Genomic DNA, 22,656 nt, shown 5'->3' on the forward strand with positions numbered 1-22,656 from the left:
GCACTCATGATAAAGTGGAAAATTCGCTTATCCTACTATTGGTACAAATTATTAATTAAATTAGGTCTGAAAACAGATGAAGTCTTTTACATAGGTGGAAGCGAAGCACTGCCGCCTCCTTTAAGTAAGGACGAAGAGGAGATATTATTAAAAAAACTGCCGGACGGTGATAAGGCAGCAAGGTCCATCCTAATTGAACGGAACCTTCGTTTAGTTGTTTATATTGCCCGTAAATTCGAAAATACCGGCATTAATATCGAGGACCTCATTAGTATTGGAACGATTGGCTTAATTAAGGCCGTTAACACCTTTAATCCGGAAAAGAAAATCAAACTTGCTACATACGCATCCAGGTGTATTGAGAATGAAATACTAATGTATTTACGAAGAAATAATAAAATCCGCTCAGAGGTTTCCTTTGATGAACCGTTAAACATTGATTGGGATGGAAATGAACTATTGTTGTCAGATGTATTGGGGACCGATGATGATATTATTACCAAGGACCTAGAAGCCAATGTTGACAGGAAACTCCTATCAAAAGCTTTACATCAGCTGACTGACCGGGAAAAGCAAATCATGGAACTCCGCTTTGGTCTCACAAACGGGGAAGAAAAGACACAAAAAGACGTCGCGGATATGCTTGGAATTTCCCAATCCTATATATCAAGGCTTGAAAAAAGAATCATCAAACGCTTACGTAAAGAATTTAATAAAATGGTGTAAAAAAAGAAAAATTTTTCCACTATAAAACCCTTATTATGTCATGATTTCATCGGTATTTTTGAAGTGTATGCACCTATCCTTGCCATGGGACAGGTGCATATTTTTCCTTTCCAAGGAGATACTGTTTTTTGTACAGCAGCTCCTGAGGAGGGAACAGAATTGACTCGAAATAAAGTTGAAATTTGCGGTGTAGACACATCAAAACTTCCAGTATTAAAAAACGAAGAAATGAGAGTACTCTTCAAGCAAATGCAAGAGGGCGATATAACTGCCCGGGAAAAGCTGGTCAACGGTAATTTACGTCTCGTATTAAGCGTTATTCAAAGGTTTAATAACCGAGGTGAATTTGTTGATGACCTATTTCAGGTTGGCTGTATCGGACTGATGAAATCAATTGATAATTTCGATTTAGGTCAAAACGTCAAGTTTTCCACTTATGCTGTTCCAATGATTATTGGTGAAATACGGCGCTACTTACGTGATAATAACCCTATTCGCGTTTCCCGGAGTTTGCGTGATATAGCCTATAAAGCACTGCAGGTAAGAGAAAGATTGATGAGTGAAACATCACGGGAACCGACTGCCGAAGAGATTGCCAAGGTTTTGGAAGTACCGCATGAGGAAATTGTCTTTGCTTTAGATGCGATTCAAGATCCTGTTTCTCTTTTCGAGCCCATTTACAATGACGGCGGCGATCCAATTTATGTAATGGACCAATTAAGTGATGAAAGAAATAAGGACATTCATTGGATTGAGGAAATCGCATTAAAAGAAGGAATGCGCAGATTAAATGAACGTGAAAAATTAATTTTACGAAAACGATTTTTCCAAGGAAAAACCCAAATGGAGGTTGCTGATGAAATCGGCATTTCTCAGGCCCAGGTTTCACGATTGGAAAAAGCGGCAATTAGACAAATGAATAAAAATATTCAAAGCTAAAAGCTGCCTTAGGGGCAGCTTTTTTCAATGATATATTCCGAAACCCCATCATATATTTAGTTATAGTATGGAAGATGGGAGTGGTGAAAGTGGTGAAAATTTCGGAATTTCAAATTAAAGATGTAGTTAATGTATCGGACGGCAGACGGCTTGGAAATATTGGTGATATTGAGATTAACCTAACCACAGGAAGAATTGAAGCGGTCGTCATTTCCGGAAGCGGAAGGATGCTTGGCTTTTTTGGCAAAGAGGAAGAAATCGTCATCTCTTGGAAAAACATAATCAAAATCGGCCAGGATGTGATTTTGGTAAGATATAAGGGGTTCGAAGAAAAACTATCTGATGAAGGATAGTAGAAATGAGTTTTCCTTTCATGGTAAACTATAGAAAACAAAAGAGGTAGAAGAATGGAACCCTTTGTAAGAAACAATCAATCTTATTTGGCAATTGAAAGCTGGATGGATCAGTTTCCCGGGCTTGTAGCCGGCATCACTACGAAAAGCGGCGGTGTGAGCAAAGGGAATTTTGAAACATTGAATTTAGGCTTTCATGTCGGGGATGAAGTAACTGATGTTTGTGTTAATCGAAAAGAAGTCGCACGACAGCTGGATTTTTCATTGAACTACTGGGTCGGTGCTGAGCAAATACATGATATAGTTCTGAAGAAAGTGGGGCAGGAGGATCGCGGGAAAGGCTCGGATTCATATGATCAGTCGTTTAAAGGCACTGATGGGTTTTATACGAATGAAGATGGGGTTCTCCTAACTCTTTGTTATGCCGACTGTGTCCCATTATTTTTTATAGCCCCTAAATCTAGAATGATTGGCACGGCACATGCAGGCTGGAAAGGCAGCGTTGGGCAAATTGCCAGGCGAATGGTCGTAGCCTGGGAAGACGAAGGTATTGAAGCAAAAGATATTCATGTTGTAATTGGGCCCTCTATTTGCGAAAATTGTTATATTGTAGATAATCGTGTCGTTAAATTAATCGAAAATATACTAGAAGATGTCGATAGAAAACCATATAATTTAGTTAGTGATGGACAATTTTCATTAGATTTACGGGAATTAAACCGCATGCTTCTTATTGCGGCAGGAGTTCCGGAAGGGCAAATTATGGTGTCTGGTTTCTGTACCAGCTGCAACCGGGAATTATTTTTTTCCCACCGGCGCGATCAGGGGAGAACTGGAAGGATGTTAAGTTTTATTGGTTGGAAGGAGTTATCAAATCATTCATGAAAGTAGCAGCGAAACTTGAATTAATTCGACAGCAAATCAATCAAGCTTGTCAGATTGCAAATCGTAAACCTGATGAAATTACATTAATTGCCGTTACGAAATATGTTAGTATTGAACGGGCTTATGAGGCGTTAGAGGCAGGAATTAAAGATCTAGGTGAAAACCGTGATGAAGGGCTGCTAAATAAATGGGAGGCTCTCGGGGACAAGCCTGTTTGGCATTATATCGGTACATTACAATCAAGAAAAGTCAAAAACATCATCGATATTGTAGAGTATATTCACTCGTTAGACAGGCTTTCTTTGGCAAAAGAAATTAACAAACGAGCCAGCCGAAAGATCAAATGCCTGGTCCAGGTGAATGTTTCTGCCGAAGAATCCAAACACGGTTTAGCTCCTGAAGACGTCATTCCGTTTATTGAAGCACTCCATCCATTTGAGAATATTAGTGTTGAAGGCTTAATGACAATGGCGCCTTTTATAGATGATGAGCAGGTCCTAAGGGATTGTTTCCGTAAACTTAACAAGCTTCGCGGGCAAGTCCAGGCGCTAAATCTCGATTTTGCCCCATGTACTGAACTTTCGATGGGAATGTCCAACGACTTTTCAATCGCCATTGAAGAAGGTGCAACAATGATAAGGGTTGGCACGGCGCTTGTAGGTGAAGAAGAGTAGGGGAGAAAAAAATGACGATTAAATCAAAATTGAAAACATTTTTCTTTTTAGATGATGAATATGTTGAAAGCGAAGGTTTGGAAGAGCGAGCCGAGACTAAGAAACCACAGAAACAGCCAATAAATACACAAAACGTCGTCAATCTTCATAGTGTTCCAAAAATGTCAAACGCACAAAAGGCCTCAAAAGTGATTCTTGCGGAACCTGCAACCTATGCTGAAGCGACAGAAATCGCTGACCATTTAAAAAATCGGCGGGCCGTGGTCGTTAATTTGCAGCGGATTGATCAAGTACAGGGAAGACAGATTTTGGACTTTTTAAGCGGGGTTGTGTATACACTCGGCGGGGACATGCAAAAGATTGGCGTAAGTATTTTTTTATGTGCTCCGGATAATGTTGAAGTCTCAGGAAATATATCTGATTTATTTCCTGAACAAGATTTACATAAAGCGAGGTGGTAAACAAAGATGTACCTAGTTTTTTATTTTTTACAAAAGATAATTGAAATTTATTCTTGGGCCTTAATTATTTACATCTTAATGTCCTGGTTTCCGAATGCCCGGGAAACTTCTATCGGAAGGTTTTTATCTAGAATATGTGAACCATATTTAGAACCATTTAGAAGAATTATCCCGCCTATCGGCATGATTGATATTTCACCAATTGTTGCGTTTCTTGTGTTGAATTTTGCCCAAAGAGGCTTATTTAGCGTCTACCATTTAATTAGTTAATCATTCCATAGGTTGTGGTATACATGAATATTTATCAGCATTTCCGCCCTGAAGAACGGGAGTATATTGACCAAGTGCTGGATTGGAAGGACTATGTCGAGCAGCAATATACTCCTAAGCTGACTGATTTCCTTGACCCGCGGGAACAGCACATTTTAAAAACCATTATTGGTGAGAATGGCGATGTTAAATGTTCCCTTTTTGGCGGTACTTCAGACGGGGAAAGAAAACGGGCGCTTTTATATCCTGACTATCTAACACCAAGTGATGAGGATTTTCAGGTGAGTCTTTTTGAAATCCATTATCCGAAAAAGTTTGTTACCATTGAACATCGGCAGGTACTAGGAACACTTATGTCGTTAGGATTAAAACGGGGAAAGTTTGGCGACATTCTCCTCAGCGGGGAACAAATTCAATTTTTTGCTGCAAAAGAGGTTAATAATTATATTAAAAACCATATGGACTCGATTGGCAGGGCAGGGGTAAAGCTTTCTGAGAAACCGCTTAATGATGCCGCCATCCAAAAGGAACAGTGGGAAGAAATGAATGTAACAGTATCTTCTTTACGCCTAGATACTGTTATTTCTAGTGTATTCCATGTTTCTAGGCAAAAATCATTAACGTATATTCAACAGGGAGTTATAAAAGTAAATTGGTCGGCAATAGAAAATTCTTCGTTTCAGTGTGACGAAGGTGACATAATTTCTGTGCGCGGTTGTGGAAGAGTGAAAATTCTTCAGATTGAGGGAAAAACCAAAAAAGATAAGTGGCGAATTGTTGTCGGAAAGCAAAAATAAATTCGATTTTTTGAAGGAATTTTGAAAACCTTGTCGAATATTACCTAATACATATGAGATTGTTGGAGGTGGCATCATGCCGTTAACGCCGTTAGATATTCATAATAAAGAATTTAATAAAGGTTTTAGAGGGTACGACGAGGATGAAGTTAATGAATTCTTAGACCAAGTTATCAAGGATTATGAACTTGTTCTTCGGGAAAAGAAAGAGCTGGAAGAACGTTTGAATGATATGGATGATCGTTTAGGCCATTTTATAAATATTGAAGAAACACTGAATAAATCTATTATTATTGCTCAGGAGGCCGGCGAAGAGGTTCGCAGGAATGCCCAAAAAGAAGCCAAGCTGATCATTAAAGAAGCTGAAAAAAATGCTGACCGAATTATTAATGAATCGCTGTCAAAGGCGAGAAAGATTGCACTTGAGATTGAGGAATTGAAGAAGCAGTCCAAGGTATTCCGTACCCGTTTTAAAATGCTGATTGAAGCACAGCTCGATATGCTGAACACAGACGACTGGGATCACCTCCTAGAATATGAAGTGGATGCAACTGAGTTGAAAATCCACGAAGAAGAAGATTCCTTAGCTTGACGAAAGGTGCAATCGTAGCATATAATTTTTTAACAAGTTATATAGAATGGAAATGACGATGAGAGGGACAGTACAATTTTTCATGTGCTTTTGCAGCGAATCAGGGAAGGTGAAAGCCTGATAGAGCCGATTAATTGGAAGATCACCCTTGAGTTCCAGGTCGAACCTTTTTAAAAAGTAGACCTAGGCGTGTTATTCACGTTACGAATCAATAAGAGGATGGAATAATTCGGTTCCGTCTATCAGGGTGGTACCGCGGGAAACCTTCTCGTCCCTATCATAGGGATGAGAAGGTTTTTTTATTTACAAAAATGTCAATTCTATTCAATAATATGTATTTGGAGGCAGAAAGATGGAATACAAAGAAACGTTATTAATGCCGAAAACGGAATTTCCGATGCGCGGCAATCTTCCAAAGCGCGAGCCTGAAATGCAGGCAAAATGGGAAGAAATGAATATTTATCAAAAGGTTCAGGAACGCACGAAAGGACGGCCGATGTTCGTCCTGCATGATGGACCGCCGTATGCAAACGGGGATATCCATATGGGTCACGCCCTCAATAAAATCTTAAAGGATTTTATCGTCCGCTTCAAATCAATGAGCGGTTTCCATGCACCATATGTCCCGGGCTGGGATACACACGGCTTGCCAATTGAGCAGGCGTTAACCAATAAAGGTGTTAAAAGAAAAGAAATGACTGTTGCTGAATTCCGCAAGCTTTGTACCGAGTATGCGTATGAACAAATTGATAATCAGCGGACACAGTTTAAACGTCTCGGGGTTCGAGGTGACTGGGTTAACCCATATATTACTTTAAAGCCGGAATATGAAGCCCAGCAAATTAAGGTTTTCGGCGAAATGGCGAAAAAGGGCTATATTTATAAAGGTCTAAAGCCTGTATATTGGTCACCATCAAGTGAATCAGCGCTTGCTGAAGCGGAAATCGAATACAAGGATAAGCGTTCCCCATCTATTTATGTTGCCTTCAAGGTGAAGGATGGCAAGGGGGTGCTTGATCAGAATACGGAAATTGTAATCTGGACAACAACACCTTGGACCATCCCGGCAAACTTAGGAATTTCTGTTCATCCTGAGCTTACCTACGTTGTGGTCAGCGTGAATGGACATAAATATTTAGTTGCGGAGAGCTTGCTTGAAGCTGTTACAAAAGAAATTGGCTGGGAAAATCCAGAATTGGTACAAAAGGTAAAAGGTGCTGAATTAGAGAATATAGTTGCCAGCCACCCGTTATATGAGCGAGATTCATTAGTTATGCTTGGAGAGCATGTAACGACCGATGCCGGTACAGGCTGCGTTCATACCGCACCGGGACACGGGGAGGATGACTTCCTTGTTGGTCAAAAATATGGTTTGGATGTCCTTTGTCCAGTAGATGATAAAGGCAGTATGACAAGTGAAGCACCGGGTTTCGAAGGTCTATTTTACGAAGATGCTAATAAACCAATTGGGCAAAAACTTGAAGAAAATGGCGCGCTTTTAAAGCTTGCGTTCATTACTCACTCCTATCCGCATGATTGGAGAACGAAAAAGCCGGTTATTTTCCGTGCAACTGCTCAATGGTTTGCTTCCATCAAGGATTTCCGTGAACAATTGCTTGAGGCAGTGAAAGAGACGAAATGGGTACCTGCCTGGGGTGAAACCCGCCTTTTCAACATGGTACGTGACCGCGGTGACTGGTGTATTTCGAGACAGCGCGTATGGGGAGTACCGATTCCGGTTTTTTATGCCGAAAATGGTGAAGAAATTATTACAGATGAAACGATTAATCATGTTTCCCAACTATTCCGCGAGCATGGTTCGAATGTTTGGTTTGAGCGTGAGGCGAAGGACTTGCTGCCGGAAGGATTTACCCATCCGGGAAGCCCGAATGGCCGATTTACGAAAGAAACAGATATCATGGATGTTTGGTTTGACTCAGGTTCTTCACATCAAGCCGTCCTTGTTGAAAGAGAAGACTTAGTCCGGCCGGCAGATCTTTATCTTGAAGGTTCCGACCAGTACCGCGGCTGGTTCAACTCTTCGTTATCGACCGCTGTTGCTGTAACTGGAAAAGCACCATATAAGGGTGTATTAAGCCACGGATTTGTACTTGATGGCGAAGGCCGGAAAATGAGTAAATCACTAGGTAATGTTGTTGTCCCTGCGAAAGTGATGAATCAATTAGGGGCTGATATCCTGAGACTGTGGGTTGCATCAGTTGATTATCAGGCTGATGTGCGTGTATCTGATGCCATTTTGAAACAGGTTGCTGAGGTTTACCGCAAAATCCGCAATACGTTCCGTTTCTTGTTAGGAAACCTTGCTGATTTTGACCCAGCTAAGGATAAACTGCAGTATGAGAACTTGCGTGAAGTGGACCAATTTATGCTTGTTAAATTGAATAAACTGGTTAAGCATGTTCGCGATGCCTATGAAAATTACGACTATTCTGGTATCTATCATGCGGTTAACAATTTCTGTACCCTTGATTTAAGTTCTTTCTACTTAGATTTTGCTAAGGATGTATTATATATTGAAGCTGAAAACAACCATGAGCGTCGTGCAATTCAGACTGTATTATATGAATCTTTGGTTGCACTAACAAAATTGGTGTCGCCAATTCTTTCGCATACTGCTGATGAAGTTTGGCCATTCATTCCTGGAGTGACGGAAGAAAGTGTCCAATTAACAGATATGCCTGAATACCAAGAGCTTAATGGAGCAAAAGCGTTAGAGGAAAAATGGTCTGCATTTATGAAACTCCGTGATGATGTCCTAAAAGCACTCGAAGAAGCTCGTAATGAAAAGGTCATCGGGAAATCATTAACGGCTAAAGTTACTTTATATGTCAACGAAAAAACAAAAGCATTGTTAGATTCGATTAAAGAAAGTTTAACACAATTATTCATTGTTTCCGGTTTTGAAGTGGCAGGATTTTATGAAGCTGCACCTGAAAATGCGGTAAAACTCGATTCTGCAGCAATTGTGGTAAGTAAGGCTGAAGGGGAGACATGCGAACGCTGCTGGGTGGTTACACCAGATGTTGGCAAAGACCCTGAACATCCTGCACTTTGCCTGCGATGTGCCCATGTAGTAAAAGAAAACTATTCTCGAGAATTGTAAACATTTTGCTCCTGTGCTTTGCACAGGGGCTTTTTTCCTTCTCCGTTAATTGTTGTCCGTGATGTCAAATGTTTTACCGTGTTAGCTTATAGCTTGCGGACATAATAAAACAAATGATGAAACGGAGGTTACGACATAATGAATGCGCTGCAGGAAAAGCTGTATTTGGAACTCCGTCAAACAAAATATGAACTGGAACACTCATTGAAAAATAAAGCGAAAGACGACTGGATGGCAGCAATTTTAGCAGAGGAATTGAAAGATGTCGATTCCGCACTTGCCAAAATTGAAAATGGAAATTATGGTCAATGTGAAATTTCCGGTGAACTGCTGCCGGAAGAGCTGTTATATATGATCCCTACTTTAAAATCACTCAAAGACTCCGAAACCGTTGATATCTTTTACAAAAAGCCAATCCAAACACCATTTTCATAACGTCCCATTGTTGTTTTGTGAAAAAATATGCTAAAATTCTAAGGAGTATGGAGGAAGCGTCCGGTTTGTCGAGAACCTCTTATAGGGACGCTTATGCTTAAAAAAAAGAAAAGTCAGGCTATGGAGGGGTAATTCTTAGTGTTTTATTATTTAATCGCACTTTTTGTAGTTGCTTTAGACCAAGTAACCAAATGGTTAATTGAACACAAAATGTATTTAGGTGAAAGCATTCCGATTGTAGACAATTTTTTATATATTACCTCTCACCGAAATCGCGGAGCTGCTTGGGGGATTCTGCAAGGACAAATGTGGCTCTTCTATGTCATTACCGTCATTGTCATTATCGGCATTATGTATTATTTGCATAAAGCAGCAAAAGGTAAGCTGCTCTTGGGTGTGTCGCTGGCGTTAATGCTGGGCGGTGCCATCGGAAATTTCATTGATCGGGTTGTTCGCAAGGAAGTTGTTGATTTTATTCATACATATATTTTCAGCTATAATTTCCCTGTATTTAATATCGCCGATTCGGCATTGGTTATTGGCGTTGGGTTATTAATGATCCAAATGCTGCTTGAAGAAAGACAATCAAAGGAGAAAACATATGGAGAAAATGGAACACATCGTTCTTGATGAACAGCGGGGCGACCGCATCGATAAAGTCATCTCCGGGTTGGATGATGAATGGTCAAGAACACAGGTTCAGCAGTGGATTAAAGATGGTGCTGTCCTTGTAAATGGGAAATCTGTCAAAACAAACTATAAATGCAGTATTAACGACCATATTGAAATTTCTATTCCTGATCCAGAGGAACTTGATGTCATTCCTGAAGAAATGGATCTTGATATTTATTATGAAGATAAAGATGTACTAGTTGTTAATAAACCAAGAGGGATGGTGGTCCATCCTGCCCCAGGACATCTGACCGGAACATTGGTAAATGGGTTAATGGCCCATTGTAAGGACCTATCTGGGATAAATGGGGTTTTAAGACCTGGAATTGTTCATCGTATTGATAAGGATACATCGGGTCTTTTAATGGTCGCTAAGAATGATATGGCCCATGAAAGCCTCGTTAATCAGCTGGTGGAAAAAACGGTAACACGGAAATATAAAGCGATAGTCCACGGAATCATTCCACATGATTACGGTACGATTGATGCGCCGCTTGGGAGGGACGTCAAGGACAGGCAAAGCATGGCGGTTGTTGATAATGGGAAACATGCTGTAACTCATTTTCAGGTAGTTGAACGGTTTAAAGACTTTACCTTTGTTGAATGTCAACTAGAAACAGGAAGAACCCACCAAATTCGGGTCCATATGAAATATATCGGCTATCCGCTTGCCGGAGATCCAAAATACGGTCCAAAGAAAACATTAAATATTAACGGTCAGGCCCTTCATGCAGGTGTACTTGGTTTTATTCATCCAAGAACGCAAGAATATCTGGAATTTGAAGCGCCGCTTCCGGAAGATATGGAATATCTTCTAACACTATTGAGAAATAATCATTGACAAACATCCCTTAATAAAGTATGATTTCTTTAGTTGAATAGCCTTTAAGAACAGTCCCGTGAGGCTGAGAAGGTACGGATTAAATGGGTTTGACCCATTAAATGCATCTTACAATGTACCTCTCACTGCCCGCGGTGAGAGGTTTTTTAGTACGATAATAAGCAGGTGACAAAAGGTGAGCCAAAAAGCTATAGTACTTGATGAGCAGGCAATCGGCCGGGCAATGACAAGAATTGCCCACCAGATTATTGAAAAAAATAAAGGCATTAGTGAATGTGTTTTAGTAGGAATTCGTACACGGGGGATCCATTTAGCGAAACGACTTGCTGCTAAAATTGAACAAATCGAAGGAAACCCGATTCTAGTTGGTGAACTGGACATCACTCTTTATCGGGATGATTTATCTAAAAAGACGGATAATCAAGAACCGCTCGTAAAGGGGTCTGATATACCGTTTGAAATCAGCAATAAAAAGGTTATTCTTGTTGATGATGTCCTATATACCGGCAGAACGGTAAGGGCCGGTCTTGATGCGTTAATGGATATCGGACGCCCTTCCGCGATTCAGCTGGCTGTATTAGTGGACCGCGGTCATCGCGAGCTGCCAATAAGAGCAGATTATGTTGGGAAGAATATTCCTACATCCAGCATTGAAAAAATTGTTGTGGAATTGAATGAAGTCGATCAAGTTGATCAAGTAAGCATTTATGACAATTAAATAAGCACCCTTTTAAATGCAGTCCAGAGAGTCTGACAAAGGGGGAAAGACAAGGCCGATTTTATTCGGCTTTGCAAACCCTCTTTGTACATATTGGACATAGAGGGTTTTTAATTTTAAAAACTGAGAAAAATAAAAGAACCATTTATCAAAGCAGAGGAGATTAAAATGAACAATCAACCAATATTAGACGTCCATGATAAACCGAAAACACTTCAATGGTTGACCCTGAGTATCCAGCATTTATTTGCCATGTTTGGCGCAACCATTCTTGTTCCGTATTTAGTTGGACTGGATCCTGCCATAGCCTTAATCTCTAGTGGACTTGGGACATTGGCATTCTTACTGATCACGAAATTTCAAGTGCCGGCCTACCTGGGTTCTTCGTTTGCTTACATTATTCCAATCAAGTTTTTGAATGAATCATTCGGTCCTGGTGCGGCTATGGTTGGAACCTTCCTAGTCGGCTTTGTTTATGGTGCTGTAGCGTTGACTATCCGTAAAGCGGGTTACCGCTGGATTATGAATTTACTTCCGCCGATTGTTGTCGGGCCGGTCATTATCGTTATCGGTTTGTCTGTTTCCGGAACAGCGGTAGGAATGGCCATGAATAATCCGGCCGGGGAGTATAGTATGCTTCACTTCTCAATAGCTTTGGTGACATTAGCTGCAACAATCATTTTCTCGATTTTTGCCAAAAAGATATTAAGTATTATCCCGATTTTAGCAGGAATTATTGTCGGATATATCTATGCACTGTTTGTAGGGGTTGTTGACTTTAAACCTGTTATTGATGCGGATTGGATTGAGATTCCGAAATTCATTATCCCGTTTGTAAACTTTAAAGTAAAATTCACTTGGGATATCTTCTGGTTAATGGTACCGGTCGCAATCGTTACGATTTCCGAGCATATTGGACACCAGCTGATTCTTAGCAAGGTGGTTGGTCGCGACTATATTAAGGAACCAGGCTTGCATCGCTCAATTCTAGGTGACGGAACAGCATCGATTATTTCAGCGTTAGTTGGCGGTCCGCCAAAAACAACGTATGGCGAAAATATCGGTGTCTTGGCAATCACCCGCGTCTACAGCGTCTACGTGCTTGCTGGTGCCGCGGTGTTTGCGATTATCTTTGGATTTGTCGGAAAGATTACAGCATTGATTCATACCATTCCAACACCGGTAATGGGCGGTGTATCGATCCTTCTATTTGGAATTATCGCTTCTTCAGGGCTAAGGATGTTAGTGGACAGCAAGATTGATTTTGACGATAAACGAAATCTCGTAATCGCTTCTGTTATTCTGGTTATTGGAATTGGCGGTGCTATTTTGAAACTTCCGTTTAAAGATATCCAAATTCAAGGGATGGCTTTAGCCGCCATATTCGGTGTCCTGTTAAACGTAATCCTTCCCGGCAAACCTAATGTAAGTGAAAATATGTTTGAAACGGATGATTCGAACGACGATAAGAAAACAGCATAAAGAATGATTACCTTTTAAAAGAAGTCCAGTGAGGCTTATAAGGGTGTAAATCACGGATTAGAATGGATTCATTCTTTCCCTGAATTTTTAGCTTGCATTTTTACACCCTGATCCTATTGGTCAGGGTGTTTTTTTGAGAAAAAAGGATAATTGGGAGGCTAATGATGATTAAGCATTTACTAACCACTAATGAATTAAAAGTCGAGGAGATTTATCAAATCTTGGAAGATGCCAGAAAGTTTGCAGACGGAATGGTGTGGAAACCGGAAAAACAGTTTTTTGCTGCTAACCTCTTCTTTGAGGCAAGTACAAGGACAAAAAGCAGCTTTGATGTGGCCGAAAAAAGATTAGGTTTAGATGTGGTCCCATTTGAAGCGCTGACGTCAAGTGTTCAAAAAGGTGAAACACTATATGATACCGTTAAAACGCTTGAAGCAATTGGTGTCAACCTTGCCGTAATCCGCCATAATCAAGACCGTTATTTTGATGAACTGGTTGGCAAGATTGATATTCCTATTATCAACGGCGGTGACGGCTGCGGTCATCATCCAACACAATCACTCCTTGACCTGCTGACAATTTATCAAGAGTTTTCCCGATTTTCCGGATTAAAGATTGCAATTGTCGGTGATATTCGTCACAGCCGGGTGGCGCGCTCAAATGCTGATGTCCTGACAAGAATGGGAGCGGAGGTCGTTTTTTCCGGTCCGAAAGAATGGTATGATTCAAGTTTAAATTTAGCGAATTATAGTCCGATTGATGAAGTGATTGAAGAAGCTGATGTCGTAATGCTTTTGCGAGTACAGCATGAACGCCATGAGAAAAAAGGCGGATTTAGCGCGGGTGAGTATCATCAGAAATACGGGCTTACCTTGGAGCGGGAAAAAAGAATGAAGCAAGGCAGCATTATCATGCATCCTGCTCCAGTAAATAGAAATGTAGAGATTGCTGACAGCTTAGTAGAATGTGAGCGCTCAAGAATTTTCAAACAAATGCAAAATGGTGTGTACGTAAGAATGGCCGTGATTAAAAGATCAATTGAAAGCATACAAGGGGGAAATCAATATGAAACTGCTTATTCAAAACGCATCCTACATAGCATCTAATGGAGAAAAGAAGCAATCAGATATTTTAATAGAAGATGGTGTCATCACAAAAATTGAAGAAAACATTGAAACAGCGGTTGACCGCAAAATAGATGGCGCTGGACTGCTTACAGCACCAGGCTTTATAGACCTTCACATCCATCTTCGCGAACCAGGCGGGGAAAAGAAGGAAACCATTGCAACAGGAACACTTGCGGCAGCACGCGGCGGGTTTACCACTGTAGCAGCGATGCCAAATACGCGTCCGGTGCCTGACACCAAAGAGCAAATGGATTGGCTCATGCAGCGGATTGAAGATACCGCTAAGGTTCGGGTTTTACCTTATGCTTCGATCACAACCCGGCAGCTGGGGAAAGAATTGACTGATTTTCATGCCCTGAAGCAGGCTGGTGCCTTTGCTTTTACGGATGATGGGGTTGGGGTTCAGTCGGCCGATATGATGCTGCAGGCTATGCAGCTGGCTGCTAAGGAAAACATGGCCATTGTTGCCCATTGCGAGGAGAATACACTGATCCATAAAGGTTCTGTTCATGAAGGGAATTTTTCCAAACAACACGGTCTGAACGGTATTCCTTCTGTATGTGAATCCGTGCAAATTGCCAGAGATGTACTACTCGCAGAGGCTGCAGGGTGCCATTATCATGTTTGCCATATTAGTACAAAGGAATCTGTCCGCGTGGTAATGGATGCCAAACGCGCAGGAATTCATGTGACGGCAGAAGTTACACCACATCACTTATTATTGTCAGAAGATGATATTCCGGGTCTAGATGCCAATTACAAAATGAATCCGCCGCTTCGTTCCGTTTCTGACCGTGATGCGTTAATCGAAGGGTTATTAGATGGAACGATAGACTTTATTGCCACCGACCATGCTCCCCATACTGCGGAAGAAAAAGCTGCCGGAATGGAGCTCGCTCCGTTTGGAATCGTCGGCTTAGAAACAGCTTTCCCGCTGTTATATACGCATTTAGTAAAGAAAGATGTTTTGACGCTAGAACAGTTAATAGACTTTTTAACAGTTAAACCAGCGGAAGCATTCGGTCTTCCATTAGGAAAAATTGAGATCGGTGCAGCGGCTGATTTGGTCCTGATTAATCTAAATGAGGAACGCTCCATTAATCCGGAAGAATTTTTATCGAAGGGAAAAAATACCCCGTTTTCCGGTTGGGACGTGAGCGGCTGGCCTGAAATGACCATTGCCGGAGGAGAAATAGTTTGGGAAAAAGGATGTGTGACAGCATGAAGAGACAACTAATTTTAGAAGATGGAACAGTTTTTATCGGTGAAGGATTCGGAAGCAATACCGATACGATTGGAGAGGTAGTTTTTAATACAGGGATGACTGGGTATCAGGAAATTCTCTCTGACCCGTCTTACTGCGGACAAATTGTTACTCTGACCTATCCGTTAATCGGAAACTATGGAATCAATCGCGACGATTTTGAAACTATTAATCCTGCTGTGAAAGGTTTTATTGTAAAGGAAGCAGCCGATTTTCCATCCAACTGGAGAAGTGAATTTACTATCTCGGAATACTTTGAATTGAAGAAAATCCCTGGAATTGCCGGGATTGATACACGTAAATTGACTCGCATTATCCGTCAATATGGCACATTGAAAGGGGCAATCTGCAGTATAGAAGAAGATCCCCAAGAGGTCATCGCAAAATTGAGCCAGACAGCCCTGCCGATTGACCAGGTGAGACAGGTTTCAACGAAAAATCCTTACCCAAGCCCTGGACGTGGCAAAAGAGTAGTCCTTGTCGATTTTGGAATGAAGCACGGAATCCTTAGAGAATTGAACAAACGTGACTGTGATGTGGTAGTTGTTCCTTACTATACAAGTGCTGAAGAAATTCTCCAATTACGTCCTGATGGAATTATGCTGTCAAACGGCCCTGGGGATCCAAAGGATGTGCCGGAAGCTGTGGATATGTTAAAAGGTGTACTAGGAAGAGTTCCGCTCTTTGGGATTTGCCTTGGACATCAATTATTTGCCTTGGCGTGCGGAGCGGAAACAGTTAAAATGAAGTTCGGCCACCGCGGCTCGAATCATCCGGTGAAAGACCTTGCAACCGGAAAAGTGGCGATTACGGCGCAAAATCACGGCTATACCGTCGAAACAAATTCTATTGAACGGACAAGACTTGCCATCACCCATATTGCCTTAAATGATGGAACGGTTGAAGGCTTGAAGCATTTGGATTACCCAGCATTTACGGTTCAATACCATCCAGAGGCATCTCCGGGTCCTGAAGATGCAAATAGCTTATTTGATCAGTTCCTTCAAATGATGGAGGAGAATAAACAGGGGGTAACAGCACATGCCTAAACGTACAGATATTAACTCCATTTTAGTAATCGGATCTGGCCCTATTGTCATCGGCCAGGCAGCGGAATTTGACTATGCCGGGGCACAAGCTTGTATTGCTCTTAGAGAAGAGGGCTACAGAGTCATCCTGGTAAACTCCAATCCGGCAACCATTATGACAGATACAGAGATGGCGGATGCGGTCTATATTGAACCATTAACACTTGAATTTGTCAGCCGAATTATTCGCAAGGAACGCCCAGATGCGATTTTAGGAACACTTGGAGGACAAACTGGCCTTAATCTGACGGTGGAACTAGCCAATTCGGGTGTGCTTGAAGAATGTGGCGTGGAGATTCTCGGTACGAAATTATCGGCTATTAATCAGGCAGAGGACCGTGAGTTATTCCGCACCCTTATGAATGACTTAGGCGAACCGGTGCCTGATAGTGCGATTATTCATGATTTAGAAGAAGCGAAAACATTTACAGCCTCTATCGGCTACCCTGTTATTGTCCGCCCGGCTTTTACCCTTGGCGGGACCGGGGGAGGAATTTGCGGGAATCCAGAAGAACTGGAAGAGATTGTGACAAGCGGTTTAAAAAACAGCCCTGTTCATCAATGTCTGCTTGAAAAGAGTATCGCCGGATATAAAGAAATTGAATACGAAGTAATGCGCGACTCCAATGACAATGCGATTGTTGTTTGTAACATGGAAAATATCGACCCAGTTGGTGTACATACCGGTGACTCGATTGTTGTGGCCCCAAGCCAAACATTAAGCGACCGTGAATATCAGCTATTAAGAAATGTCAGCCTGAAAATTATCCGTGCTCTTGGAATTGAAGGCGGCTGTAATGTTCAGCTTGCTTTAGATCCATACAGCTTTAACTATTATATTATTGAAGTAAATCCAAGGGTCAGCCGCTCTTCAGCGCTTGCATCTAAAGCCACTGGCTATCCGATTGCCAAGCTGGCAGCCAAAATTGCCGTTGGGTTGACTTTGGATGAGATGTTAAATCCGGTTACCGGAAAAACATATGCAAGCTTCGAACCTGCACTTGACTATGTGGTGACAAAAATACCAAGATGGCCATTTGATAAATTCGAGTCAGGTAATAGATCACTGGGCACCCAAATGAAAGCAACCGGTGAGGTTATGGCGATCGGCAGGACATTTGAAGAGTCACTGTTAAAAGCGATCCGCTCTCTTGAAGCAGGGGTATTTCATTTTGAATTAAACGACGCTGATGAAATTACGGATGAGCTGATTGAAAAGCGGATAAAGAAAGCGGGTGACGAACGTCTCTTTTATATCTCCGAAGCGCTGAAACGAGGCATCACCATTGAAACCATCCATCAATGGAGTAAAATCGACCTGTTTTATCTAAATAAAATGCAGGGAATTATCGAGCTGGAACAACGGCTTGCAAGAAAACCATTTGAGAACGAAACACTGAAAGAAGCTAAGGAAAAAGGCATGACTGATAAAAAAATAGCTCAGCTTTGGAACATATCAGAAGAAGAGCTTTATCAGATGCGGAAACAAAACGGCATTATCCCTGTTTATAAAATGGTCGATACATGTGCCGCTGAATTTGAGTCAGAGACTCCTTATTACTACGGTACTTATGAGGAAGAAAACGAATCGGTTGTAACAGAAACGACGAGTGTGATTGTCCTTGGCTCTGGTCCAATCCGAATCGGTCAAGGGATTGAGTTTGACTATGCAACAGTGCATTCTGTCCAGGCCATTAAGGAAGCGGGCTATGAAGCGATTATTATCAATAACAACCCGGAAACCGTTTCAACTGACTTCAGTATTTCCGATAAGCTTTATTTCGAGCCGCTGACCATTGAAGATGTGATGCACATTATCGATTTAGAACAGCCGATGGGTGTTGTGGTACAATTTGGCGGACAAACAGCGATCAATCTTGCTGCTAATCTTGCTAAAAATGGGGTCAAGATATTAGGAACGAGCTTAGAAGACCTTGATCGGGCAGAGAATCGTGATAAATTTGAGCAAGCGCTTGAAGAATTAAATATTCCGCAGCCATTAGGTAAAACGGCATTATCTGTTGCGGAAGCGCTTGTGATTGCAAAAGAAATCGGCTATCCGGTATTAGTCCGTCCATCTTATGTACTTGGCGGACGGGCAATGGAAATTGTATACCGCGAAGAAGAACTGCTCCATTATATGGAGAATGCCGTTAAAATCAATCCGGAACACCCGGTACTCATTGACCGCTATTTAACAGGTAAAGAAATCGAAGTAGATGCCATCTGTGACGGAAAAGATGTTATAATCCCAGGAATTATGGAGCATATTGAGCGTGCCGGGGTCCATTCCGGTGACTCAATAGCTGTTTATCCACCGCAAACCCTGTCTAAGAAGATTAAGCAAACATTGGTGGAATATACAGAAAAGCTAGCAAAGGGATTAAATATTATTGGACTGTTGAATATTCAATATGTTTTATCAGAAGACCAGGTTTATGTTTTAGAGGTTAATCCGCGCTCAAGCCGGACGGTACCTTTCTTAAGTAAAATTACCAATGTGCCGATGGCGAAAATCGCTACGAAAGCAATCCTAGGTTCTCTATTAGTAGAACAAGGTTACACACCAGGACTTGTGGATGAAAAAGAAGGCGTATATGTAAAAGTGCCGGTTTTCTCTTTTGCAAAATTAAAAAGTGTCGATATTACGTTAGGACCTGAAATGAAATCCACAGGGGAAGTAATGGGTAAAGATTTGACGCTTGAAAAGGCTTTGTATAAGGGGCTGGTTGCTTCTGGAATGACGATTCAAAAGTTTGGTACGGTCTTGTTCACAGTAGCAGACAAGGATAAACAAGAAGCATTAAATCTTGCTGAGAGATTTGCCGCTAACGGCTACCGCTTAATGGCAACAAAAGGAACGGCAGCAGTTTTAGAAGCGGCCGGATTGAAGGTGAAAGTAGTCGAAAAAATTGGTGCTGAAGGAAAAACGTTATTGGATGTCATTCATAATGGGGAAGCACATTTCATCATCAATACGTTGACAAAGGGTAAGCAGCCTGAAAGAGATGGGTTTAGAATCCGCCGTGAGGCCGTTGAAAATGGTGTGCCATGTTTAACTTCATTAGACACAGCTGATGCTATTCTTAAAGTCATTGAATCAATGAATTTCTCAACCGAGGCCATGAAGGCAGAACAAAAGGTGGAAGTATTGGTATGATTAAAAAAGAGCTAGGCAAAATCATCAGCCAGAAGGAAATCGCTGCAAATATTTATGAACTTACTGTTAGAGCCGAATTAGTGAATGAAATATCGACACCGGGACAGTTTGTTCATATCCGCGTTAACAACGGGATAGACCCGCTGTTAAGAAGGCCGATCAGCATCTGTTCTTTTGATAAAAACACGAAGCAATTTACGATGATATATCGTAAAGAAGGTAGAGGAACCTCCTTAATGGCAGAAATGGAACCGGGGATGCAAATTGACATTCTCGGTCCATTAGGGAATGGTTTTCCGGTTGATGAGTCCGTCTGTGGTGAGACGGCGGTCCTTGTCGGCGGCGGAATCGGGGTCCCTCCGCTTTATGAACTTTCTAATCAGTTAACGGCAAAAGGGGTTAAGGTCATTCACATCCTTGGCTTTCAAACGGAATCTGCTGTTTTTTATGAACAACAATTTTCAAAGAATGGCCTAACCTTCATTACTACAGCCGACGGCACATATGGAAAAAAAGGCTTTGTAACGGATGTCCTTAAGGAAATAAGCTTTGATTGCTTGTATTCTTGCGGACCGACACCGATGCTAAAAGCAATTGAACAAGGATATGCTGATAAAAAGGTGTTCTTATCATTGGAGGAACGCATGGGCTGCGGTATTGGAGCTTGCTTTGCCTGTGTTTGTCAAAGCGGGGAGACTGCATCCGGATATTCCTATAAAAAAGTTTGCAGTGACGGTCCTGTATTCCGTGCCGGGGAGGTAGTGTTATGAGCCGTTTGAATGTAGAATTACCAGGTTTACAATTAAAAAATCCTATTATGCCGGCATCAGGCTGCTTTGGGTTCGGCCGTGAGTACAGTAAGTTTTATGATTTAAGTAAGCTCGGTGCGATTATGATCAAAGCAACTACTGTCGAACCAAGGTTTGGTAATCCAACACCAAGGGTTGCCGAAACATCGGCAGGAATGTTAAATGCTATCGGCCTGCAAAATCCCGGGCTGGAAAAGGTGGTATCAGAGGAGCTTCCTTGGCTTTCGCAATTTGATGTGCCGATTATTGCTAATGTTGCCGGTTCAGTAGAAGAGGACTATATTGTCGTTGCTAGAGAAATTTCAAAAGCAGCGAATGTCCATGCGCTTGAATTAAATATATCTTGCCCTAATGTAAAAACAGGCGGCATTGCTTTTGGGACGATCTCAGAAGTGGCCAAACAGCTGACCCGAAAGGTGAAGGAAGTTTCCGAAGTACCCGTCTTTGTAAAGCTTTCTCCAAATGTAACAAACATTGTAGAAATGGCAAAAGCGGTTGAAGCAGGCGGTGCAGACGGGATTACAATGATTAATACACTTGTCGGCATGCGGCTGGATTTAAAGACAGGAAAGCCGATTTTAGCCAATCTTACCGGCGGGCTTTCAGGACCAGCTGTAAAGCCGGTAGCGATTCGTATGATTTATGAGGTCAGCCAGGCTGTATCACTTCCAATCATTGGAATGGGCGGGGTTCAGTCGGCAGAAGATGTCATTGAGTTCTTTTATGCCGGTGCCAGTGCGGTTGCAGTAGGAACAGCTAATTTTGTAGATCCATTTGTTTGTCCTGACATTATTGACGAACTGCCTCATATTTTAGACCGCTTAGGATTCGAACACATCAGTGAATGTACCGGAAGGAGCTGGAACAAAAATGGACAACTCGCTTATCATCGCGCTTGATTTTCCGAGCGGCCAAGATGTCAGCAATTTTATCAAGCCGTTTGCCGGTCAAAAGCTATTTGTCAAAATAGGAATGGAATTATTTTACCAAGAAGGGCCTTCCATCGTATATCAATTAAAGGAATTGGGACATCGGGTGTTTCTTGATTTAAAACTGCATGATATACCAAACACCGTTAAGAGTGCGATGAAAGGTCTGGCGCGGTTAAACTGTGATCTTGTCAACGTCCATGCTGCAGGCGGCAAGGAAATGATGCAGGCGGCACTGGAAGGCTTAGAGGCAGGAACAGCTGCAGGAAGTAAGCGGCCGCTATGTATCGCTGTTACACAATTAACCAGCACATCACAGGAGCAAATGAATAAAGAACAGCTCATACCGGTTTCTCTCAATGAATCGGTCCTCCATTATGCTTCATTAACGAAGGAGGCTGGTCTTGATGGAGTCGTTTGTTCGGCGTGGGAAGCAGGGATGCTCCGAGAAAACTTGGGACAAGCGTTTTTAACAGTCTGTCCGGGTATCCGCATGGAGAACGACAATGTGCAGGATCAAAAGCGGGTTGCGACTCCGGAATTTGCAAGAAACTCGGGAGTTAGTTCAATTGTTGTCGGCCGTTCGATTACAAGGTCAGCTGACCCGCTTACAAGTTATCAACAATGGATGGAAGCATGGAAGGGTGTAAATAAATGAAAAAGTTAATCGCTGGAAGATTATTGGAGATTCAGGCAGTGGCATTAAAGCCTAATGAGCCGTTTACATGGACATCGGGACTTCGGTCGCCAATTTATTGTGATAACCGGCTTACTTTATCTTATCCCGAAGTAAGAAGAGAGATTGCTCAAGGTTTAAAGAAGCTGATCCTTGAACATTTTCCGGAGGCGGAGTTGATTGCAGGAACAGCAACAGCAGGCATTCCGCACGCAGCCTGGGTAAGTGAATTAATGAATCTACCAATGTCATATGTTCGTTCCAAAGCGAAAGGTCATGGTAAGGGCAATCAAATTGAAGGAAAGGCTGAACCAGGCCAAAAAGTTGTCGTTGTCGAAGACTTAATCTCTACAGGCGGAAGTGTCATTACCGCGGTTCAAGCATTAAGAGAAGCAGGCTGTGAGGTCCTCGGCGCTGTGTCCATTTTCACATATGGCCTTGAAAAAGGTAAGAAGGCCTTTGAAGCGGAAAAAATCAACAGCCAATCACTAACTGATTTCCCCACACTAGTAACAGTTGCGATTGAAAAAAATTATATAAGTGAAAATGATAAAGAAAGCCTGCTGTCCTGGAGCAACAATCCCGACCAGTGGAGCAAGAAATTTGAATAATAAAAAGCCCCTAAATAAAGGGG

23 protein-coding genes and 1 other annotated feature are annotated in these 22,656 nt (G+C 41.9%); all 23 genes read left to right on the plus strand.

The genetic code is table 11. The features are described from left to right. Positions 1 to 6 precede the first annotated feature (6 nt). The 23 genes from sigE to pyrE all read left to right on the plus strand — a co-directional run bounded on the left by sigE (position 7) and on the right by pyrE (position 22,633). Entirely contained in the window at positions 7 to 726 is a 720-nt protein-coding gene (gene sigE / locus A6749_RS21020) for an RNA polymerase sporulation sigma factor SigE (protein WP_066395788.1), read from the plus strand. Positions 727 to 885: 159 nt separating this feature from the next. Further along, positions 886 to 1,665 carry an RNA polymerase sporulation sigma factor SigG gene (gene sigG / locus A6749_RS21025; RefSeq protein ID WP_066395791.1) on the plus strand — a complete coding sequence of 260 codons (780 nt, stop codon included), beginning with the start codon at positions 886 to 888 and terminating at the stop codon, positions 1,663 to 1,665. Between the two features lie 89 nt (positions 1,666 to 1,754). Continuing rightward, positions 1,755 to 2,018: a YlmC/YmxH family sporulation protein gene (locus tag A6749_RS21030; protein ID WP_066395793.1), complete on the plus strand. Its 264-nt coding sequence runs from the start codon at positions 1,755 to 1,757 to the stop codon at positions 2,016 to 2,018. A 54-nt stretch (positions 2,019 to 2,072) separates the two neighbouring features. After that, positions 2,073 to 2,903 (plus strand): peptidoglycan editing factor PgeF, encoded by an 831-nt coding sequence (pgeF, locus tag A6749_RS21035; RefSeq protein WP_066395802.1) that lies wholly within the window; start codon positions 2,073 to 2,075, stop codon positions 2,901 to 2,903. Further along, positions 2,900 to 3,577 carry a YggS family pyridoxal phosphate-dependent enzyme gene (locus A6749_RS21040; protein ID WP_066395806.1) on the plus strand — a complete coding sequence of 226 codons (678 nt, stop codon included), beginning with the start codon at positions 2,900 to 2,902 and terminating at the stop codon, positions 3,575 to 3,577. Before pgeF ends, A6749_RS21040 begins: the two co-directional genes overlap by 4 nt. 11 nt (positions 3,578 to 3,588) lie before the next feature. Beyond that, the gene (locus A6749_RS21045) at positions 3,589 to 4,038 is read left to right on the plus strand and encodes a cell division protein SepF (protein ID WP_066395814.1); all 450 of its coding nucleotides are present in this window, start codon (positions 3,589 to 3,591) and stop codon (positions 4,036 to 4,038) included. A gap of 6 nt (positions 4,039 to 4,044) precedes the next feature. Then, positions 4,045 to 4,308, plus strand: a complete 264-nt coding sequence (locus A6749_RS21050; protein ID WP_066395827.1) for a YggT family protein — start codon at positions 4,045 to 4,047, stop codon at positions 4,306 to 4,308. Between the two features lie 23 nt (positions 4,309 to 4,331). Beyond that, positions 4,332 to 5,105: a YlmH family RNA-binding protein gene (locus A6749_RS21055; RefSeq protein ID WP_066395829.1), complete on the plus strand. Its 774-nt coding sequence runs from the start codon at positions 4,332 to 4,334 to the stop codon at positions 5,103 to 5,105. A gap of 76 nt (positions 5,106 to 5,181) precedes the next feature. Beyond that, positions 5,182 to 5,697, plus strand: a complete 516-nt coding sequence (locus tag A6749_RS21060) for a DivIVA domain-containing protein (protein WP_066395831.1) — start codon at positions 5,182 to 5,184, stop codon at positions 5,695 to 5,697. Between the two features lie 49 nt (positions 5,698 to 5,746). Then, positions 5,747 to 5,976, plus strand: a binding site (T-box leader). Positions 5,977 to 6,049: 73 nt separating this feature from the next. Continuing rightward, on the plus strand, positions 6,050 to 8,821 hold the full coding sequence (gene ileS, locus A6749_RS21065) for an isoleucine--tRNA ligase (RefSeq protein WP_066395839.1): 2,772 nt from the start codon (positions 6,050 to 6,052) through the stop codon (positions 8,819 to 8,821). 138 nt (positions 8,822 to 8,959) lie between these two features. Beyond that, entirely contained in the window at positions 8,960 to 9,256 is a 297-nt protein-coding gene (locus A6749_RS21070; RefSeq protein ID WP_066395842.1) for a hypothetical protein, read from the plus strand. A 138-nt stretch (positions 9,257 to 9,394) separates the two neighbouring features. After that, complete coding sequence (gene lspA / locus A6749_RS21075) at positions 9,395 to 9,886, plus strand: signal peptidase II (RefSeq protein ID WP_066395845.1); 492 nt, start codon at positions 9,395 to 9,397, stop codon at positions 9,884 to 9,886. Beyond that, the gene (locus A6749_RS21080; RefSeq protein ID WP_066395848.1) at positions 9,858 to 10,769 is read left to right on the plus strand and encodes an RluA family pseudouridine synthase; all 912 of its coding nucleotides are present in this window, start codon (positions 9,858 to 9,860) and stop codon (positions 10,767 to 10,769) included. The genes lspA and A6749_RS21080 overlap by 29 nt, the downstream gene beginning before the upstream one ends. A 175-nt stretch (positions 10,770 to 10,944) precedes the next feature. Continuing rightward, on the plus strand, positions 10,945 to 11,487 hold the full coding sequence (pyrR, locus tag A6749_RS21085; RefSeq protein WP_084797919.1) for a bifunctional pyr operon transcriptional regulator/uracil phosphoribosyltransferase PyrR: 543 nt from the start codon (positions 10,945 to 10,947) through the stop codon (positions 11,485 to 11,487). A 168-nt stretch (positions 11,488 to 11,655) separates the two neighbouring features. Continuing rightward, the gene (locus tag A6749_RS21090) at positions 11,656 to 12,969 is read left to right on the plus strand and encodes a solute carrier family 23 protein (protein ID WP_066395851.1); all 1,314 of its coding nucleotides are present in this window, start codon (positions 11,656 to 11,658) and stop codon (positions 12,967 to 12,969) included. 167 nt (positions 12,970 to 13,136) lie between these two features. Continuing rightward, positions 13,137 to 14,075 carry an aspartate carbamoyltransferase catalytic subunit gene (locus A6749_RS21095; RefSeq protein ID WP_066401080.1) on the plus strand — a complete coding sequence of 313 codons (939 nt, stop codon included), beginning with the start codon at positions 13,137 to 13,139 and terminating at the stop codon, positions 14,073 to 14,075. Continuing rightward, positions 14,035 to 15,321, plus strand: a complete 1,287-nt coding sequence (locus A6749_RS21100; protein WP_066395861.1) for a dihydroorotase — start codon at positions 14,035 to 14,037, stop codon at positions 15,319 to 15,321. The genes A6749_RS21095 and A6749_RS21100 overlap by 41 nt, the downstream gene beginning before the upstream one ends. Then, positions 15,318 to 16,409, plus strand: coding sequence for a carbamoyl phosphate synthase small subunit (locus A6749_RS21105; RefSeq protein WP_066395863.1), 1,092 nt, complete (start codon positions 15,318 to 15,320; stop codon positions 16,407 to 16,409). The genes A6749_RS21100 and A6749_RS21105 overlap by 4 nt, the downstream gene beginning before the upstream one ends. Then, positions 16,402 to 19,608, plus strand: coding sequence for a carbamoyl-phosphate synthase large subunit (gene carB, locus A6749_RS21110; RefSeq protein WP_066395865.1), 3,207 nt, complete (start codon positions 16,402 to 16,404; stop codon positions 19,606 to 19,608). The genes A6749_RS21105 and carB overlap by 8 nt, the downstream gene beginning before the upstream one ends. Further along, on the plus strand, positions 19,605 to 20,378 hold the full coding sequence (locus A6749_RS21115; protein WP_066395872.1) for a dihydroorotate dehydrogenase electron transfer subunit: 774 nt from the start codon (positions 19,605 to 19,607) through the stop codon (positions 20,376 to 20,378). Before carB ends, A6749_RS21115 begins: the two co-directional genes overlap by 4 nt. After that, a complete protein-coding gene (locus tag A6749_RS21120; RefSeq protein WP_066395874.1) occupies positions 20,375 to 21,316 on the plus strand; it encodes a dihydroorotate dehydrogenase in 942 nt (313 codons plus the stop codon). Before A6749_RS21115 ends, A6749_RS21120 begins: the two co-directional genes overlap by 4 nt. Beyond that, entirely contained in the window at positions 21,288 to 22,004 is a 717-nt protein-coding gene (gene pyrF, locus A6749_RS21125; RefSeq protein ID WP_066395875.1) for an orotidine-5'-phosphate decarboxylase, read from the plus strand. Before A6749_RS21120 ends, pyrF begins: the two co-directional genes overlap by 29 nt. After that, positions 22,001 to 22,633, plus strand: coding sequence for an orotate phosphoribosyltransferase (pyrE, locus tag A6749_RS21130; protein WP_066395877.1), 633 nt, complete (start codon positions 22,001 to 22,003; stop codon positions 22,631 to 22,633). The genes pyrF and pyrE overlap by 4 nt, the downstream gene beginning before the upstream one ends. The last annotated feature ends 23 nt before the right edge of the window (positions 22,634 to 22,656 follow it).

The organism is Neobacillus mesonae (genome assembly GCF_001636315.1).
Lineage (GTDB): Bacteria > Bacillota > Bacilli > Bacillales > Cytobacillaceae > Neobacillus > Neobacillus mesonae.

Excerpts from the sequence above, each read along its gene's own strand:
- sigE (WP_066395788.1), top strand. The coding sequence starts at position 7 with ATGATAAAGTGGAAAATTCGCTTATCCTACTATTGGTACAAATTATTA.
- pgeF (WP_066395802.1), top strand. The coding sequence starts at position 2,073 with ATGGAACCCTTTGTAAGAAACAATCAATCTTATTTGGCAATTGAAAGC.
- A6749_RS21040 (WP_066395806.1), top strand. The coding sequence starts at position 2,900 with ATGAAAGTAGCAGCGAAACTTGAATTAATTCGACAGCAAATCAATCAA.
- A6749_RS21045 (WP_066395814.1), top strand. The coding sequence starts at position 3,589 with ATGACGATTAAATCAAAATTGAAAACATTTTTCTTTTTAGATGATGAA.
- A6749_RS21050 (WP_066395827.1), top strand. The coding sequence starts at position 4,045 with ATGTACCTAGTTTTTTATTTTTTACAAAAGATAATTGAAATTTATTCT.
- A6749_RS21055 (WP_066395829.1), top strand. The coding sequence starts at position 4,332 with ATGAATATTTATCAGCATTTCCGCCCTGAAGAACGGGAGTATATTGAC.
- A6749_RS21060 (WP_066395831.1), top strand. The coding sequence starts at position 5,182 with ATGCCGTTAACGCCGTTAGATATTCATAATAAAGAATTTAATAAAGGT.
- ileS (WP_066395839.1), top strand. The coding sequence starts at position 6,050 with ATGGAATACAAAGAAACGTTATTAATGCCGAAAACGGAATTTCCGATG.
- A6749_RS21070 (WP_066395842.1), top strand. The coding sequence starts at position 8,960 with ATGAATGCGCTGCAGGAAAAGCTGTATTTGGAACTCCGTCAAACAAAA.
- A6749_RS21080 (WP_066395848.1), top strand. The coding sequence starts at position 9,858 with ATGGAGAAAATGGAACACATCGTTCTTGATGAACAGCGGGGCGACCGC.
- A6749_RS21090 (WP_066395851.1), top strand. The coding sequence starts at position 11,656 with ATGAACAATCAACCAATATTAGACGTCCATGATAAACCGAAAACACTT.
- A6749_RS21100 (WP_066395861.1), top strand. The coding sequence starts at position 14,035 with ATGAAACTGCTTATTCAAAACGCATCCTACATAGCATCTAATGGAGAA.
- A6749_RS21105 (WP_066395863.1), top strand. The coding sequence starts at position 15,318 with ATGAAGAGACAACTAATTTTAGAAGATGGAACAGTTTTTATCGGTGAA.
- carB (WP_066395865.1), top strand. The coding sequence starts at position 16,402 with ATGCCTAAACGTACAGATATTAACTCCATTTTAGTAATCGGATCTGGC.
- A6749_RS21115 (WP_066395872.1), top strand. The coding sequence starts at position 19,605 with ATGATTAAAAAAGAGCTAGGCAAAATCATCAGCCAGAAGGAAATCGCT.
- A6749_RS21120 (WP_066395874.1), top strand. The coding sequence starts at position 20,375 with ATGAGCCGTTTGAATGTAGAATTACCAGGTTTACAATTAAAAAATCCT.
- pyrF (WP_066395875.1), top strand. The coding sequence starts at position 21,288 with ATGGACAACTCGCTTATCATCGCGCTTGATTTTCCGAGCGGCCAAGAT.
- pyrE (WP_066395877.1), top strand. The coding sequence starts at position 22,001 with ATGAAAAAGTTAATCGCTGGAAGATTATTGGAGATTCAGGCAGTGGCA.